Genomic DNA, 16,321 nt, shown 5'->3' with positions numbered 1-16,321 from the left:
GAAAAAGGAGGGCTGAAAATGGCAGCAAACGAACTGATGATTTCGCCAGCGGAATGGCAGGTGATGCGGGTGGTGTGGACCCGTGGTGACGTGACAAGCACTGAATTGACTCACCTCTTGGCTGACAGTACTGGTTGGCAAGCGGCAACGGTGAAAACACTCTTGCGGCGGCTGGTCAAAAAGGGATTTGTGACAACGACTCGTCAGGGACGTGCCTTTCATTACCGCCCACTAGTTGACGAACGGGCAACGATGGAAAAAGCTGCTGACCAGCTATTTGACTCCCTGTGTGCCCATCAGAATGGGCCAACCATCGCGGAAGTTATTAAGCATGTCGAGTTAAGTACTAATGATATTGATCAAATTGAAAAAGTACTAGATAAGAAAAGAAAAAAGGCACCAGCAGTGGTTAATTGCAACTGTGTCGGTTGCGATCACCAAGCTGATGCTTCTTAATTATTATGGCTCCCAACGGGGAGTCTTTTTTAGTTGTGGAAGCCGATCGTGTGCGGCTTTGTTTGTAAGGACATTTTTTTCATGTAGGCTGGCAGCGCGCGGCTGATCTGGTGGGGCAAGACAATGTATTGGTGGCTGGCAATTTGTTCCGCAACGTCACTGTGGGCGTAAACCGCAGCGAGAACTGCTCGGACCCCCTGCTGGTGAAACTGCGCGGTAAAACCGCCGACCATCCCCGCAAGGGTGTCGCCCATCCCCCCAACTGCCTGGGCAGGAGTGCCAATTGGCAGCTGATAAACCTGGTCGCGATCGTAGATTTCCGTGCGGTGAGACTTCAGGACGACCGTTGCTCCCAGCGATTTGACGATTGGTTGGTTAGCTGTCGGTTGCTGGTTAGCAATTTTGATTCCGGATAACCGTTGCCATTCCATCTGATGTGGTGTTAAAACAACGCGGGCATCAGGCATTGATAAGTTGTCCCGGGCCATGATGGTGATTGCTGACCCGTCGATGACGACTGTCTGCTCCCGCTTGACGTGGTCTAAAACAACGTGGAGGGTGTGGGTGCTGGACTGGTCGTCACCTAACCCGGGACCAACGACGACGGTTGTTGCCTTTTCGACGAGATTAGCTAATTGGGGATCATTATTGATGTCAGCAAACATTGCCTCCGGAACTTGGGCATGGAGTGCTCCGGCATTGAGTGACGCGGTACAAGTGGTGACGAGACCGGCACCAGAATAAACTGCCGCCATTGTCGCCATGATAATAGCACCGCCAAAGTTCTCATTACCGCCAACGAGGGTCACCTTACCATAAGTTCCCTTAAAGCTGTCAGCGGGTCGTGGACGAACTACTTCTGAAACGATCTGACTGTTAATTTTTTTCACGATAAACCCCTTCCTTTGGTACCTTTTGTCCTTATTATGACATTCTTTGACCGACGAAACCAGAAAGGCAGTTGCAGTAATGATATAATTAGCGTAAGTGATGACGGGAGGCGTTATTATGACGGCATATCGGAAAGTGCTGGTGGGAATTGATGGTTCAAAACAATCAACCATGGCACTGAAGAAGGCAATCGCTACGGCAAAGCGCAATCAGGCACAACTTTACCTACTCAGTATTGTTAATGGACCAGCCAATGACCGGCAATCTTCTTTTGGCTTTCTTGACCAGTCGGCTTACCAGCAAACTACTGAGACGATGGAAAAGCTGTTAGCCAAGAAAAAAGAAGAGGCAGTTGCTGCTGGAGTGCCTAAGGTACAAACCCGGGTGCTTAGTGGTAATGCGAAGGTCGAATTAAGTACTGGTTTTGTCGCTCAGGAAGAGATCGATTTAGTTGTCATTGGTGCGTCTGGACTGAATGTTGTAGGACGGATGATTGTTGGTTCAACCACTGCGTACGTTGTCCGGGAGGCACCGTGTGATGTTATGGTGGTTAGAACGGACGAGGATAATAAACCACTGGCAATTGAGAAGGCATCGTACCCCAAAATGTAAACTGATTAACGGTCCAGGCGACCGTTTTTTTCGTGTAGGCTTCGTTTTTTTACCGTACTTGATAGTGAGGGGGTAGAAAAATGAAAGCAAGGATGTTGGTGGCGACTGTGATGGTCACCCAGTTTATTGGTCTTTTCCCAGTGAGAAACGCCAATGCTGTCGAAACGACAGAAGAGCAGCGTTACTGGTCTGGTTACCAGGTAGGAAGAAATGACGCCCGTCAACATTGTCAGCACCAGTGGCAGGACCCTTTTATCTCGGCAGGCTACCAGCGGGGACTGCAGGAACAGCAAGAGGAAGACCGTCGTCAACCGGCAGGGGACTCAAACGATCAGGTAAAATCATCAGCGACACCGGTAGAGACACCAGCGGATGAAGAACCGCAGCAGCCGGTGAAGGCACTCCCCTTGTCAGTTGCTCAGCGTCAGTTTGTTAACCGCTTGGCACCAGCAGCACAGCGGCTCGGTTCGCAGTATGACCTTTTTCCGTCAGTCTTACTGGCCCAGGCGGCACTGGAAAGTAGCTGGGGGCAAAGTGACTTAGCGTTGAACCACCATAACTTATTTGGCATTAAGGCGTTGCCAAACCAACCGGCAGTCAGTCTTCCCACATTCGAAGATGGTAGGTCGGGGATGGTTAAGACAACTGCCGCCTTTTGTCACTACGTTAGTGATGATGAGGCGCTGGGCGCTTATGCTAAACTCTTGCAATCACCACTTTATGCGGGGGTTCACCGGCAACATGCTCACACTTATCAAGCAGCAACGCGGGCACTAACTGGCGTTTTCGCTACAGACCACCTCTATCACCAAAAGTTAAATCACCTGATTGAAGCTTACCAACTTGACCACTATGATCGTTCAGAAATGTCAGAAAATGAGCAAGGGCAGGAGAAACCGCGATTGGTTCAGCCGACTAATGAACAGAAACCGCCTGTCTCAACCAAGCAAAAATCTGTTGGTACGGCGGCCACCAATAATGTAGTTGCAACAAAGAAAATGGCCTGGTACTGGTGGCCAGTTTCGATTATTAGCGGTGGGTCCCTAACCTGGTTGGTGGATTTTTGGCGACACCGGCCCCACTAAGTTTGTCAAACTTCCTCGTCAATGAGAAAATGAATTGTTCGAGGAGGAAATTAAAATGGAGAAAATGAGTGCGGCAGCCATTCGTAGTGAACTAACGATTGCTCAGCAACAGGGGACCTTGGTCGAGATTTATAACTTGGGCAGTGATGACAGCTTTGACGTCGGTTTTGTCATTACGATGGATCACTTGTATGTCCTCATGCTGGTAATTGACTGGGATGGTAAGCTCAATTGTCTGATGGTGACCCGCTTATCTAGTGTGAACCGGGTCCGGAGTAATACCGATTATTTGACCACGGTGACCGCGAAGAGCAAGGTGGCCCGGGAAAACGGGTACTTTGATATTTGGCATTTGCAACACTTTTTACAAACTCATGACTTTACTAACAAGCCACTGTTGATGACATTACTAAAGGATTCCGCGGAAAACCACTTGCCGGTGGTAATTGGAACTAACAAGTACAAGGGTCGTGATGATTTTGAAGGGATCATAACGGTCATTTCACCACGATCACTGACAATGAATTACTATAATGAGCACGACTTGTCGTCTTTGTGGGAATACCAGGTCTTGATGGCTAATGTAGACTACTTACGCGTTCGGGGATATCAGATGGCACAGACGCGTGGGGTCTTTTGCGATATTTTTCATCAATGAAAATCAAGAAAGCGTTTGCTCATTAAAAACAGTTGGCGTAAACTGGATACAGTAAACTGATTTACCAAACCGGAAGGATATCTTTGATGAAGAAAAAAGTAACTATTCGCGATGTGGCCCGTCAGGCGGGAGTGTCGGTAACGACCGTTTCCCAAATTTTAAATGGCAAGGGCCAGCGCTTTAGCAAGCGTACGCGTGAGCACGTTTTAGAGCTACGCGATAAGCTCAACTACGTTCCAGACTTTAATGCCCGTAACCTGATCCTCCATAGCTCGCAAACCATTGGTGTTCTCGTCCCCAGCATGTCGAACTCCTTCTTTAGTTCGTTTATCCAGGGGGTGCAGGACAAGTGCCGGACAAGGGAAATTATGCCATTGGTGTTTGGCGCCAACCATGATGAGAAGCTAGAAAGGTACTATTTAACCCAGCTGGTTGCACGATCGGTTGACGGCCTGATTATTGCTTCGTCGACGATTACCACCAAGACGATCGATGAAATTCTCCGCCCGGCCCACCTACCGTACGTGCTCTTTGATCAAAATGGTAGTCGGGGCGGGGATCGCTTGGAAGTTGATGACTACCAGGGCGGTCGGCTGGCCGCTTTACACCTCGCGTCACTAGGACACCGACACGTCGTGATGGTAATGCCTAATGATGCGACGACCAATGTGCACCAGCGATTAGCTGGTTTTGTATCAGGACTGGAAGAGCATCATATTTCCTTTGTGCCTGACAGAGATGTTGTGTCAGCAAAACTGACAAAACGTGGTGGGTACGAAGCCACCAAGGCAGTTCTCGAAAGGCAGCCAACGGCGGTGTTTGCGGCTAATGATGAAATCGCCATTGGCCTCATGCGCGGTTTCAAAGAGCAGGGCGTGAAGGTGCCAGATGATATTTCGGTCATGGGTTACGACGGGATCGACTTTGACGAGTACGTGACGCCAGCACTAACGACTGTTCAACAGCCTACTCACCAGATCGGGGCGGCAGCTGTTCAGATGCTTTTTAAGCGGATTGACAACAGTGCGATTGAACTGCAGCGGGTCTTTTTGCCGGTTCAGTTAATTAGCCGGCAGAGTACAGCAAAGTTGAAATAATTGCGACTGTCCGTTAAGATGGGCACATCAATAACGGACGGGTGATGACAATGGAAAACAATCGATGGCTGGTGCACCAGCGGCCGTCAACTAGCCTTTGGAAGCGGGTTTTAATAATGGTTGGCCTCGGGTTGGTCATCCAACTTCCACCGACAATTTTGTTGGCGTTACATAATCATCGACATTTTGATAGGTTGACCTGGTCAATTTTAAGTGTTTACCTTGTGGCCTTTGTCTTGATTATCTTGCTTGCCTTGAAAGTGTACCGGACCTATGATCGACATTTGCACCGCCCTCAGGGTTTTGGAAAACGATTGAAATGGGTGATCGGGGGCTACGTTGCAATTCTCATCGGTGAAGGCTTTTTATCACGGTTGAATTACCTGCTTTACCATGAGACGTCAACGGCTAACAATAATAATATTGCGCAGCTCATGGGGAATAACCCGGTGACTGTGATTACGATGGGGCTGACCGCGGTGATTCTGACACCGATTGCGGAGGAGTTAATCTTTCGTGGTGCGTTGATGAACCTATTCTTTAAGGATAATTCAGTAGTTTGGCAGGTTATTTTATCTGGATTAGTATTCGGCAGTGAACATGCCAGCACTAACCCCGTTAGTTTTTTCATCTACGTTTACCTGGGGATGGTATTGGCAGTTGTTTACGTGAAGAGTGGCGACATCAAAAACTCGATGCTGCTTCACGCACTAAATAACCTCATTGCGATGATGGTGCTCCTTAACGGTATCCATTGATGAGCCGAATTTGACTAACGCTTCGCTAGTAGAGCGGGCGTTTTTTGGTTAGTTTTTAAGAAAACATTAAGTCTGTTCTTTTTATTGCAACCGCTTACAAAAAATGGTATATTAAAGATGCGGAAGGATAGATTAGAAAGTACGAGAGTAGCTTTCTGTGGACGCCTGGCAGTTGAAAATTAGTAGGCTAGCAGCAGCGTAAGTATGACTAGAAACAGTAACTATAAAGACAAATCATAAAGTCATCAGCGTGCACCAGTGCTTAAAATTAGCAGCTTTGCGGAAGATTGAATCAAAAGAAAAGATACCAATACTTATCGACACACATGCTTCAGCGCAAAGATGCAAATAGATTCCTTCCCAAAGTGGCTCGTCCCGTCCGGGGGCGGGCTTTTTTGGTTTTAGTGTTGACAAGAGATAAAATGAGTGTATTATTAAAACAACATTAAAAAGCAAAGAACAGACTAGTAGCGGAAAAGTTGTTACCAGAAAGTCGCCGGTTGATGCAAGGGGACAGCAAACTGACCGTGAATCACATCTGCGAGTTGAGTTTCTGAAAACAGTAAGAAATTACGGTGGCTGCCCGTTATAGCGCAGAGTTTACTTTTGAACTTGCTAAGGCTGCTTTTGCGAGAAAGCAGCAAGATGAGGTGGAACCGCGGAATCGCCCTCGTACCAGAAGTGGTACGAGGTTTTTCTTTTTCAGGAGTGAACTTGTTGAGGTGTTCAGTGTGAGCTGTCCACAAATGTGAGGTGGAACCGCGACTAGTCGTCCTCCATGGTGTTAAAGCCATGGGGGACTTTGTTTTTAATTAAGGGGAGGTCTTTAACAATGTCATTACACTACATAAGCGAAATTTTACCGTCGATTTTCAGTGGCTGCGGGGTCACCTTATCATTGTTCTTTTGGACATTATTGGGTTCACTACCGTTGGGGATCCTAGTTAGCCTGGGGTTGAATTCTCGTTTTGCACCGCTTCGCTGGATACTAAACGTTTATGTTTGGTTAATGCGGGGTACCCCACTGCTACTGCAGTTGATATTTGTCTTTTATGGACTGCCAATCTGGGGGATCGTTTTTCAGCGTTACCACGCCGCAGTATTTGCCTTTATCTTTAACTACGCTGCCTACTTCGCGGAAATTTTTCGCGGCGGGTTTCAATCAATTGATGATGGACAATACGAAGCTGCCCGACTGCTGGGGCTAAGCTACGGACAAACCATTCGCAAGATTGTCATTCCTCAAGTGGTCAAAATTGTTATCCCATCCATCGGGAACGAAGTGATTAACCTGGTTAAGGATTCATCACTGGTTTATGTCATTGGTTTAGGCGACCTGCTCCGTGCGGGAAACGTTGCGACGGCGCGGGACGTAACGCTGGTGCCATTGCTGGTAGTTGCGTTGATGTACCTGTTAATGATCGCTATTTGTACCTGGGGATTAAACCGGGTTGAAAAGCGTTATGCCTACTTCAAGTAAGGGGGAATCGAAATGTTAACTGTCAGAAACCTAAATAAGGCCTTCAACGGTCGTCAAATTCTCGATAATGTCAGCTTAACGGTTAACGACGGCGATGTATTGTGCATCGTTGGACCGTCAGGCGCTGGTAAAACTACCTTACTGCGGTGCATTACGGGGCTGGAGGCAGCAGATAGCGGCGAATTTAAACTTAATGATCAGTCCTTCGATCCCCAAACGGATGGAGAACGAATCTTTGGGGTCGTTTTTCAAGACTTTAACCTGTTTCCTAACTTGTCGGTCAACGAAAACATTACGTTGGCGCCGCGATTGGTGCAGAAACTCTCAGTTGCCGAAGCTGACCAAAAAGCAGGAAAGCTGGAGCAAGAACTAGGACTGGGTCAGGTTAAGGACCAGTATCCCTGGCAACTATCGGGTGGGCAAAAACAACGGGTAGCAATTGCCCGTGCTTTAGCAATGAAACCCCAGATCCTTTGCTATGACGAACCAACCTCAGCACTAGACCCCAACCTGCGTGATGAAGTTGCCAAGTTGATTTTGAAGCTTAAACAGGGTGGTACTACCCAGCTGATTATTACTCACGATATGGAATTTGCACAAAAGGTGGCCGATCAACTCTTGCAGGTTGAAGCAATTAACGACGGTCAAGACTAGAATGAAAGGGGGCCGATTTATGAGGAGAAAAGAGCTAAAATACGTTTTATTTTTGTTGCTGGTGCCGTTCTTCTTGCTCAGCGGTTGTACTAATGAAACTCAGCGGGCCAACCACCAGGATACCTGGCAGAGGATTGAGCGCCGTCACAAGGTAATTATCGGTCTCGATGACAGTTTTGTGCCAATGGGATTCCGCAAAAAGAATGGCCAATTGGTTGGCTATGACGTCGACCTAGCGCGGGCCGTCTTTAAGCAGTATGGGATTAAGGCCGAATTTCAGACCATTGACTGGTCGATGAAGGAAACAGAACTAAAAAACGGGACGATCGACTTGCTCTGGAACGGTTATTCGGTGACTCCTCAACGTGCGAAAAAGGTGGCTTTTAGCAGGGTATACTTGAAAAACGCACAAGTATTGGTGACGAAGAAAAAGGCTGGCATCAAGAATTTTAATGACATGAAGGGAAAAACACTGGGGACCCAGAGTGGTTCCACTGGCCAACAGGCGTTGGAAGATAAGCCCCACTTGTTATTGGATAAGATTGCTAAGAAAAAGCCGGTTCTCTACGATACTTATCCCGATGCGTTTATCGACCTTAACGCCGGCCGAATTCAAGGTATTTTAATGGATAAGGTGTACGCGGAATATTACATCAAGCACATGGCTAAACCAGACGAATATTCCATTTACGCCAACCCACAAATGCCGGCCGATCTATTTGCTGTTGGGATGCGGAAAGGTGATAAAACCCTTCGTCGGAAAGTGAATGCTGGCTTAGGACGCCTTCAACATAATGGACAATTGTCTAAGATTAATGAAAAGTGGTTTGGGGTAAAGAGTTCATACCTGGGGCCTGATAATTAAAGACATAAAAAAGCGCAGCAGGGTAATTTACCCTGCTGTGCTTTTGACGTTACTGCTGAGCAATGGCTAAGATACGTGCCTGGGCAGTCTCGAGTTCGTCAGCAGAAAGACTAATGTACTTGGCCACTGTTTGCGGATCGACGTGGGCATCGTTGATTAAGAAATCGTGGATGCTGACAGAATCAGTATGCGCGTGGTACAGGTGTTGGACAGTCATGGCGACGGCTAGTTCAGTAGTTTTTGCCGCTGAAAGAGCTGCTGGTGCTGTCTCAATGACGCCCTGAAAATAGCCAAGCATAAATGTACGATTCATCATAACACCCTCCTTCGTTAATTATATAACGTGAAGGGTGCTTCGGTTATCTATTTGCTTAGTCCAACTCTGTTGCGGTCCGGTTATTTTTGGCAAGAACAAAGTGAACGGCTAAGCCGAGAACTAGCCCGACGAGTGCTGGTACCACCCATGAGAGATCCATGGAAGCTAGTGGTAGCATGGCGCGCCATTCAGCAACCATTTTACCAAAGTGACTGGCACTGACTACGCTTGGGAAAGCTACTACCATGTCACCCAGGGCTGGGAAGACCGTGAAGAGCACGACGAAGAAATAAACAACCCCGTCACGGTGGAAAAGCGGTGATGCAACTGACAAAACGATAAGGACCATTGACAAGGGGTAAAGGAACATCAGCATTGGCGTCGACCAGGCGATGATCTGATCCAAGCCGAAGTTAGCGGTCAAAAATGATGCCAAGCAGGAAAGGGCTAACCAAGTGTGATAAGAAACACTTGGGAAGTGTTTATGGAAGTCCTGGGCAAAGGCGGCCACCAAACCAACAGCAGTCGTTAAACAAGTGACGGTGATTAGAAAGGCCAGAACAACCTGACCAAAAACACCAGCATATGCATTCACTAACTGGTTGAAGGTAACCCCACCATCGGCAGAAACTTTGAAACGTCCCAGGGACATAGCACCCATTAGGATTAGCAGGAGGTAGATTACGCCGATGGCCCCGACGGCGAGAACACCGGACTTGGCAACTACGCGTGACACCGCTGATGCACTGCGTTGGCCCATTGAGCGAACTGCGGTAACGACAGTCACCCCGAAAGCCAGGCCAGCGAGGGCGTCCATCGTGTTGTATCCTTCCAGAAAACCATTAGTTAATGGTGCGCTGAGGTAGGTCTTAGTAACCGGGGCAGTCATTGGGTTGCCAAGGGGCTTGGCAAAAGCGACAACAAAGACAAGAAATAACAGTGCTAAGAAGACGGGATTAAGGACTTTCCCAACGTTAGCGAGGATGTCGTTTTCGCGGTATGAAAAGGCGAAGGCTGCTGCAAAGAAAAGGGCGGAAAAGCCAAACAAGGCCCAGTGCTGAACGCCATTTGGTAAGAAGGGTGCAACCCCGACAGTAAAGGAAACGGTGGCTGTTCTTGGTGTCCCAAAAAGTGGACCGATTGTCGCGTGGATGAGGACCATGAATGTTAAAGCAAAGGCGGTTCCCAGTGGTCGACCAATGTCATAAACCCCGTTGGCCCGGGTGATGGCAACAGCCAGGACTGAAAAGAGCGGAAGTAAAACACCGGTAACCAAGAAACCTAATGCGGCAGTTCCCCAGTTTGCTCCCGCGAGTTGGCCTAAGTGCAACGGGAAAATTAGGTTTCCGGCACCAAAGAAGAGGCCGAAGAGTAGAGAGGCGACTACCAGATAATCTCGCCAGGTAAGCGATCGTTTGCTGAGATCTTGCATGAATAATTCCTCCAATCAATAATTCCAATTTGCTCGACCCCAATAAAAAAGTCCCTTAACCAGCGGAAGCTGATTAAGGGACGCCTGAGCGTGGTACCACCCTTTTATTACAGTGTTAGACACTGCCTTCACATACGGCCACTTGGCGATATGCTGACACGGTAATGGGTGTAACCACTAGGTCTTATTGGTAGTTAAGACCGAGACTCGAAAGTGATTTTCACCAGGCAGCTGAACTATCCCCTTGCACCAAACGGGACTCGCTGGAGCCAAGCTGAGTGGTTACTTTTCTTTCTCATTGAGATCGATTAATTAAATTGTTGGTTAATATTCTAATGGGTTTTTAATGATTGTCAAGGAAAAATTTGACTGAAACTTTTTTAGCAGTGATAATCTTGATTCTACAGTGTTATAGCCGGCTTTAAAAAATAAATTCAAAAAATTTGCTAAAAGGTCTTGCAAGAAAAAGGGATATCGGGTATATTAAATATCGTTGTTTGAGGGAAGCCAATGACAACTAATTGAAGAAATGCCCCAGTGGCGGAACTGGCAGACGCGCAACGTTCAGGTCGTTGTATGGGTAACCATGTACAGGTTCGAATCCTGTTTGGGGCATTAGCGAGGAAATCTGAGAAGATTTCCTCTTTTTTGTTGTTTTTAAATAATGCGGCTCTTTGTCAATCGGTACTGATAGCTAATTTTGACCAGTTCAAGCAACTAGTTTGCTTGGGCTGGTTTTTCTTGTGATTATGGGTGCCTGAACCATGATGTGCGAATTTTTTAGGCTCTTTGTCAAATCCTGTTGACAGGTAAGAATCAAGCTTAAGCGGCTTGATTCTTTTTTTGTGCCATTTGGCGGAAATGAATGCGATATACCAAGTGATTGTAATTTCTGAAACCAAAGGCGGTGCGTTGAATTTGTTTAATCATCCGGTTGATCCCCTCAATAGTCCCGTTACTGTAGTCAAATAGTGAGGCGTTAAGGACGTACATGAGATTATGTCTGAGGGTGTGTAAAACAGCGGTCATTTGCGGACTAAGCTCGGTGCCCGGATAGAGACTTTCGGTCAGTTGATCGAGATTACGTTGTTTGAGGTTTTGCATAACATTTTGGAGAAACTGATAGTCGGCTCGTAAGCGATCATTAATAGCCAAACCTAAATCCACGCGTTCACCACTGGTAACCTTCTGACGAAGGTGACGATCATAATATTCATGCTCGTAAGAAAGATTCGTCGCAGATTTGAGATAGAGTTGCCAGCTAAACTTTAACAGTCGGTACTGGCGACTGGTTTTCGGGAATTGTTTCATGGCTTGGGCCCGATACTGATTGAAAGCACGAGTCATCATGGCAATAATATGAAAACGATCGATGATAATTTCGGCGTGGGGAAACAAGCGACGAGCGATGTCTTGGTAGTAACTGTTTAAGTCCACTGAAATGGTCTTTACCCGGGATCTTTCCGCAGGAGTGAAGCTTAGAAAATAGTTCTCAATCGTCCGCTTAAAGCGATCCGGCAGGATCGTTTGAATGCGATGGTGATCGTTGTCAATACAGATAAAGTGCAGTTGACGATGAACACCGCGAAATTCGTCCATCGCGAGGTTAGTAGGCAACTGGCGTTGGTATAAGGGAGCGATGGAGCGACTTGCGTCTAAATAACGCAGGACCGTGCTTGGAGAGATCGTATTGTCACGGGCAATACTTTCTAGCGAGCGATCGTCTTGAAAACTCATGGTGACCTTATTAGCGATATGGCAGTATTTACGGACCACATTCGATTGAGCCATAAAAATTCGTCGACAATCTTTACAACGCAGGCGCTGCTTATGGATTCGTAGAAACACCGGATGACTGGCGTCATCGGTGGTAAAAACAGTTTGTACCGTAGAATACCCAAACTTTACCAGGCGGCGGTGATGACAGTTGGGGCAAGTGATTAGCTGATTGCGAAGTTTAAATTCGTAGATTCGACATTTACGAATATCGGGATGAAGCTTTTTGCGAGTGCCCTTAGCCAAATTAATAAAGGCATAGAAATAATCCATCAAAATAAGATTGGAGTCTTTCATTCCTAGTGCAAAACAGATAGAATCATTATTAGGAGTCATCCTGAATCATCCTTTCGATAGAAGCTATTTGGTCGTAGATTTTTCCTGAAGGGAGTCAGTGATGGCTCCCTTTTTGTACGAAAAAATCCCNGCTTGGGCTGGTTTTTCTTGTGATTATGGGTGCCTGAACCATGATGTGCGAATTTTTTAATGCTATTAGTATGCGAATCCGGAACCGGAAAAAGTTGCGAAAACCATAAGCCGTCCGTTTGATTACTTTGATTTTGTTATTAGTACCCTCAATGGGACCATTAGTTAACTGGTATTGAAAGCTCCTGATGATTTCTTCCTGGTGTTGCCGTAAAGTCCGCTGGACTTTTTGTAATTGTTTAGGCAGATTAGTGAGTTTGCGTTGTAAGAGTGCCGTTAACTCTGCTGCTTGACCTTGATCCACTGCCTCTATCAAAGTTTGGTAGTAGTCATAAGCTATTTGCAATTCGGGTGACATGGACAAAAGCCGATCAATGACCTCACTATCAGACAACCAGGCGCCACGAAAGTTGCGCCGTGGATAGTGGTGAATATTATCTAAATGAGCGATTTTTTGTAAAAGTAACTTCCAGAAACGCTTTAAAACGCGATACTCGTGGGTGCCATGACCATAACGATTCATTACTTTAATCCGCACCGCTTGAAGTGCCCGATACGCCTGGGCAACGATATGAAAATGATCGGCAATAATTCGGGCATGAGGAAAGAGTTCCTTGATTAAGCTCCGGTAAGGTTGATAAAGGTCGACGACAATCAAACGGACAGCACATCGGGCCCGCCGGGTAAAGTGACGATAAAAGTATTGCTTTAAATAACGCGAGTTCCGGGATTTAATAATATCGATGGTGCGATGATTAGTCGGATTCATTAAGAGCATGCTCATCCCACTATCAGCGAATTGGCCTGACTTGAAGTCATCAAAAGCAATCGTTGCCGGCAGCCAATCTTTCTCAGGAACAAAGGTGTTTTCTAGCGTATCGATGGTTCTGGCAACGGTACTAGCAGACACGTAATAGTTATGGGCTAACTCTTTCTGTGAAATATTACGGTGAAGGTCTTTGATAATGAATTGCTTCACGTTATTAGCAATCCGACAGCCGCGGCTAATGCCTTTAATCGTGGCGATTTTCGTCACGGTTTGCGGACATTTAGTGGACGGCTTACAGATATACTGCTGTTTTTTAATCATGAGAATGGTCTTTACACCAGCGACCGACAGGGCGGTAATGACTACTGGGCGATGACGAAAACCATTCTTCAACATCGGGCGTCCACAAACAGGACAACGACATTCACCAGTCTTGACCAAATGAATGATTTTGGTTTGGTCATCAATAGTCTCAGCCCCTTCTTTATCCAGCTGAAGCCCTGGGTCTTGGATTCCGGTTAAAAAGTTGATATCATTAGTCATGAGGATTAATTTCCTTTCTGGAGGACAATCACCACGATTTAGGCTTTGGGGTGATTGTCCGTTTTTTTTATTGTCATCATAAACGAAAAACGGTACCGATGGAAAATTCCATCAGTACCGAATAGTGTAGAACCAATAATGCGAAGAAGTGTTGCCCTATCAGTACTTGTCGTTATAATCAGAAATGATTATAGAGGGCAAGAAAGTTCCCGCTAGCACAGAAAATTTGCAAACGCGGCATTTTTGCGGGAGCTTTGAATGATTATTTCACTTAAAGTATGCCAGCTGTTAGGAACGTCTGCGGTATGAGTAAGTATGTTTGATTGTAGTGAGATCCAGATCAGTTTGGCTGATGCTGACGAGGGGGATTAGTAATGTCTAAACAAATCACTATCGGGATGGTAGCGCCAGTAGATGCTGGCAAGACGACTCTTTCGGAAGCAATGTTGTACCAGGCAGGGACCATTCATCGCTTGGGCCGTGTTGACCATCAAGATGCCTTCCTTGACCCTGAAGCATTGGAAAAGCAGCGGGGAATTACGATTAGCGCCCACCAAGCACAGTTGTCAGTTGGCCAGACAAAAATCACACTGCTCGATACGCCGGGACACGTGGATTTTGCTTCAACCACGGAGCAGGTATTAGCGGTACTCGACTATGCCATTTTAGTAGTGTCAGCGACCGATGGCGTCACCGGCGCGGTACAGTACTTATGGCAGATGTTACAACGTACTGGGGTGCCCACCATCGTCTTTGTTAATAAAATGGATGCCCCCGGTGTTGACGCTAAAAAGATTATCACTAGTCTGCAGCAACTTAGTAGTGGTTGTTTGAGTTTTGAAGGAGCAAGTCAACAAATGACGAGCGCCGTGGCAGATAATGTTGCTGCAGTCGATGAAACTGTCCTTGCGGATTACCTTACAACAGGAAAACTAACTGACGCTGCTACTTATCGACTAATTAAGAACCGAGAGGTATTTCCCGTATTGTTTGGGGCTGCTCTGCACCAGCAGGGGGTCAGTGAATTATTAGCTGTTCTCAATCAGTGGACCTTAGCGCCAGAGTGGGGGAAAGACTTTGCTGCCCGCTGCTTTAAGATTTTTCACGGGACACGTGGAGAACGGTTGACGTGGTTGCGGGTCACCGGTGGAATTCTCAACGTAAAGGATGAATTGTTGCCTGGACAAAAAGCCGACCAGTTACGGATCTATAACGGCGGAAAGTTTACGACCGTCCAACAGGCAACTGCTGGTCAAGTTTGTGCCGTCAGCGGCCCCACAACGACATTTGCGGGACAGGGATTGGGCCGGGAAACGGATTTTGGCGGAACTGTTCATTCCGTTTTGGAATATGCAGTGCAAACAGCTGTTGACATCAGAGCCGTACGAGAAGCACTAAGGATGATCGCTGACGAGGACCCAGCCATTAACTTATCTTGGCAACCCGAAAGCCAGGAATTAACAGTTGACTTAACGGGAACGGTACAAAAGGAAATCATCGAGCAGCAGATGGCAGCGAAGGGGTTACCGATTAAACTGACGACAGGTAAAATTATTTACCAGGAAACCGTGACACAGTCGGTGGAAGGGGTTGGCCATTTTGAGCCGCTCCGTCACTATGCTGAAGTTCACCTCTTGATTGAGCCGGCACCACGGGGAAGTGGGCTGCAATTTGCCAATGAGGCCCGGGTGGAAGATCTGAAACCCAACTGGCAAAGTCAGGTGATGGCCGCACTGGCTGCAAAGGAGCACCGTGGTGTTTTGGTTGGTGCGCCACTGACTGACGTCAAGATTACACTTCTTGGTGGTCGCGGCAGCATTGTCCATACTGTCGGTGGTGATTTGCGGGAGGCTACGTGGCGGGCAGTGCGCCAGGGACTAATTTCAATCCGTTCCACGGGTTGCCAATTGCTGGAGCCATGGTACCGGTTTAGGCTGGTTGTAGATAACAGTGTCGTTGGCAGAGCACTAAACGATATTGCCAGGATGGGTGGCAAAACCGGTAACCATGTTCCTGCTGGAGCAGCTTTGACCATTCTATCCGGGAAAGCACCAGTAGCCACGATGGTGGACTACGCGGCAGATGTGCGTAATTATACTCACGGGCAGGGACAGCTGTCGTTGGTTGTTGACGGTTTTGAACCCTGCCATAACCAACAAGCAGTTGTCGATCAAAGTGGTTATGATCCTTGTGCTGACCTTGATAATAGTCCTGACTCAATTTTTTGTGCCCATGGTGCGAAGTACACAGTAAAATGGGATGACATTAAACGAGCAATGCATCGGGATTATTACTGGCAAAAAAGTTAATTCTATTTACCATCGTGGATAAAGAATGCTATCCTATAACTATTAGGCGTCCTTAGTGTAACTGGATAGCACATGAGATTTCGGTCCTCATACTCCGGGTTCAAATCCCGGGGGACGCATTACATTCACCTTTTGCCGGTGCAGAAGGGTTCATCAATAAAAAACGGATTGCGAATTTGCAACCCGTTTTCTTG

The 16,321-nt window shown here is 47.0% G+C and carries 15 protein-coding genes, 2 tRNA genes and 1 other annotated feature; of the genes, 12 read left to right on the top strand and 5 right to left on the bottom strand.

All coding sequences use genetic code 11. The features are described 5' to 3' along the window. Positions 1–18: 18 nt before the first annotated feature. Complete coding sequence (locus tag C1710_RS00855; RefSeq protein WP_102279034.1) at positions 19–456, top strand: CopY/TcrY family copper transport repressor; 438 nt, start codon at positions 19–21, stop codon at positions 454–456. Positions 457–485: 29 nt separating this feature from the next. Here C1710_RS00855 and C1710_RS00850 read toward each other — a convergent pair whose 3' ends face one another. After that, entirely contained in the window at positions 486–1,346 is an 861-nt protein-coding gene (locus C1710_RS00850; protein ID WP_102279031.1) for an NAD(P)H-hydrate dehydratase, read from the bottom strand. Positions 1,347–1,464: 118 nt separating this feature from the next. On the opposite strand from C1710_RS00850, the gene C1710_RS00845 reads away from it, so the two are divergent. The 8 genes from C1710_RS00845 to C1710_RS00810 all read left to right on the top strand — a co-directional run bounded on the left by C1710_RS00845 (position 1,465) and on the right by C1710_RS00810 (position 8,556). Further along, complete coding sequence (locus C1710_RS00845) at positions 1,465–1,959, top strand: universal stress protein (RefSeq protein WP_102279028.1); 495 nt, start codon at positions 1,465–1,467, stop codon at positions 1,957–1,959. Between the two features lie 80 nt (positions 1,960–2,039). Next, entirely contained in the window at positions 2,040–3,044 is a 1,005-nt protein-coding gene (locus tag C1710_RS00840; protein WP_102279026.1) for a glycoside hydrolase family 73 protein, read from the top strand. 55 nt (positions 3,045–3,099) lie between these two features. Further along, the gene (locus tag C1710_RS00835; RefSeq protein ID WP_102279023.1) at positions 3,100–3,702 is read left to right on the top strand and encodes a hypothetical protein; all 603 of its coding nucleotides are present in this window, start codon (positions 3,100–3,102) and stop codon (positions 3,700–3,702) included. An 86-nt stretch (positions 3,703–3,788) separates the two neighbouring features. Further along, the gene (gene rbsR / locus C1710_RS00830; RefSeq protein WP_102279021.1) at positions 3,789–4,799 is read left to right on the top strand and encodes a ribose utilization transcriptional repressor RbsR; all 1,011 of its coding nucleotides are present in this window, start codon (positions 3,789–3,791) and stop codon (positions 4,797–4,799) included. A 50-nt stretch (positions 4,800–4,849) separates the two neighbouring features. Beyond that, positions 4,850–5,557 (top strand): CPBP family intramembrane glutamic endopeptidase, encoded by a 708-nt coding sequence (locus tag C1710_RS00825; RefSeq protein ID WP_180961265.1) that lies wholly within the window; start codon positions 4,850–4,852, stop codon positions 5,555–5,557. A gap of 446 nt (positions 5,558–6,003) precedes the next feature. Beyond that, positions 6,004–6,232: a binding site (T-box leader), on the top strand. A 157-nt stretch (positions 6,233–6,389) separates the two neighbouring features. Then, on the top strand, positions 6,390–7,037 hold the full coding sequence (locus tag C1710_RS00820; RefSeq protein ID WP_102279017.1) for an amino acid ABC transporter permease: 648 nt from the start codon (positions 6,390–6,392) through the stop codon (positions 7,035–7,037). Between the two features lie 12 nt (positions 7,038–7,049). Beyond that, entirely contained in the window at positions 7,050–7,691 is a 642-nt protein-coding gene (locus C1710_RS00815; protein WP_102279015.1) for an amino acid ABC transporter ATP-binding protein, read from the top strand. A gap of 19 nt (positions 7,692–7,710) precedes the next feature. Next, positions 7,711–8,556: an amino acid ABC transporter substrate-binding protein gene (locus C1710_RS00810; protein WP_102279013.1), complete on the top strand. Its 846-nt coding sequence runs from the start codon at positions 7,711–7,713 to the stop codon at positions 8,554–8,556. A gap of 49 nt (positions 8,557–8,605) precedes the next feature. On the opposite strand, the gene C1710_RS00805 is transcribed toward C1710_RS00810, so the two are convergent. Together C1710_RS00805 and brnQ are read right to left on the bottom strand one after the other, a co-directional pair. Beyond that, complete coding sequence (locus C1710_RS00805; RefSeq protein ID WP_102279011.1) at positions 8,606–8,869, bottom strand: hypothetical protein; 264 nt, start codon at positions 8,867–8,869, stop codon at positions 8,606–8,608. A 58-nt stretch (positions 8,870–8,927) separates the two neighbouring features. Beyond that, entirely contained in the window at positions 8,928–10,304 is a 1,377-nt protein-coding gene (gene brnQ, locus C1710_RS00800) for a branched-chain amino acid transport system II carrier protein (protein WP_102279008.1), read from the bottom strand. Between the two features lie 531 nt (positions 10,305–10,835). Between brnQ and C1710_RS00795 the strand changes: the two genes are divergently transcribed. Continuing rightward, positions 10,836–10,919 (top strand) — tRNA-Leu (locus tag C1710_RS00795). 207 nt (positions 10,920–11,126) lie between these two features. Here C1710_RS00795 and C1710_RS00790 read toward each other — a convergent pair. Both C1710_RS00790 and C1710_RS00785 read right to left on the bottom strand, forming a co-directional pair. After that, a complete protein-coding gene (locus C1710_RS00790) occupies positions 11,127–12,416 on the bottom strand; it encodes an ISL3 family transposase (protein ID WP_102279005.1) in 1,290 nt (429 codons plus the stop codon). 55 nt (positions 12,417–12,471) lie between these two features. Beyond that, positions 12,472–13,818 carry an ISL3 family transposase gene (locus C1710_RS00785; RefSeq protein ID WP_235857936.1) on the bottom strand — a complete coding sequence of 449 codons (1,347 nt, stop codon included), beginning with the start codon at positions 13,816–13,818 and terminating at the stop codon, positions 12,472–12,474. Positions 13,819–14,192: 374 nt separating this feature from the next. On the opposite strand from C1710_RS00785, the gene C1710_RS00780 reads away from it, so the two are divergent. Both C1710_RS00780 and C1710_RS00775 read left to right on the top strand, forming a co-directional pair. Beyond that, positions 14,193–16,127: an elongation factor G gene (locus C1710_RS00780; RefSeq protein ID WP_102279002.1), complete on the top strand. Its 1,935-nt coding sequence runs from the start codon at positions 14,193–14,195 to the stop codon at positions 16,125–16,127. A 46-nt stretch (positions 16,128–16,173) separates the two neighbouring features. Continuing rightward, positions 16,174–16,246, top strand: a tRNA-Arg gene (locus tag C1710_RS00775). Positions 16,247–16,321: the final 75 nt, after the last annotated feature.

Origin of the sequence: [Lactobacillus] timonensis (assembly GCF_900240275.1) — a bacterium.
Classification (GTDB): Bacteria; Bacillota; Bacilli; order Lactobacillales; family Lactobacillaceae; genus Limosilactobacillus; species Limosilactobacillus timonensis.
Note: the sequence above shows the minus strand (reverse complement) of the source record. Positions and strands in the feature narration are given on the sequence as shown.

Excerpts from the sequence above, each read along its gene's own strand:
- C1710_RS00840 (WP_102279026.1), top strand. The coding sequence starts at position 2,040 with ATGAAAGCAAGGATGTTGGTGGCGACTGTGATGGTCACCCAGTTTATT.
- brnQ (WP_102279008.1), bottom strand. The coding sequence starts at position 10,304 with ATGCAAGATCTCAGCAAACGATCGCTTACCTGGCGAGATTATCTGGTA.
- C1710_RS00810 (WP_102279013.1), top strand. The coding sequence starts at position 7,711 with ATGAGGAGAAAAGAGCTAAAATACGTTTTATTTTTGTTGCTGGTGCCG.
- C1710_RS00815 (WP_102279015.1), top strand. The coding sequence starts at position 7,050 with ATGTTAACTGTCAGAAACCTAAATAAGGCCTTCAACGGTCGTCAAATT.
- C1710_RS00790 (WP_102279005.1), bottom strand. The coding sequence starts at position 12,416 with ATGACTCCTAATAATGATTCTATCTGTTTTGCACTAGGAATGAAAGAC.
- C1710_RS00845 (WP_102279028.1), top strand. The coding sequence starts at position 1,465 with ATGACGGCATATCGGAAAGTGCTGGTGGGAATTGATGGTTCAAAACAA.
- C1710_RS00835 (WP_102279023.1), top strand. The coding sequence starts at position 3,100 with ATGGAGAAAATGAGTGCGGCAGCCATTCGTAGTGAACTAACGATTGCT.
- C1710_RS00820 (WP_102279017.1), top strand. The coding sequence starts at position 6,390 with ATGTCATTACACTACATAAGCGAAATTTTACCGTCGATTTTCAGTGGC.
- rbsR (WP_102279021.1), top strand. The coding sequence starts at position 3,789 with ATGAAGAAAAAAGTAACTATTCGCGATGTGGCCCGTCAGGCGGGAGTG.
- C1710_RS00825 (WP_180961265.1), top strand. The coding sequence starts at position 4,850 with ATGGAAAACAATCGATGGCTGGTGCACCAGCGGCCGTCAACTAGCCTT.
- C1710_RS00855 (WP_102279034.1), top strand. The coding sequence starts at position 19 with ATGGCAGCAAACGAACTGATGATTTCGCCAGCGGAATGGCAGGTGATG.
- C1710_RS00805 (WP_102279011.1), bottom strand. The coding sequence starts at position 8,869 with ATGAATCGTACATTTATGCTTGGCTATTTTCAGGGCGTCATTGAGACA.
- C1710_RS00780 (WP_102279002.1), top strand. The coding sequence starts at position 14,193 with ATGTCTAAACAAATCACTATCGGGATGGTAGCGCCAGTAGATGCTGGC.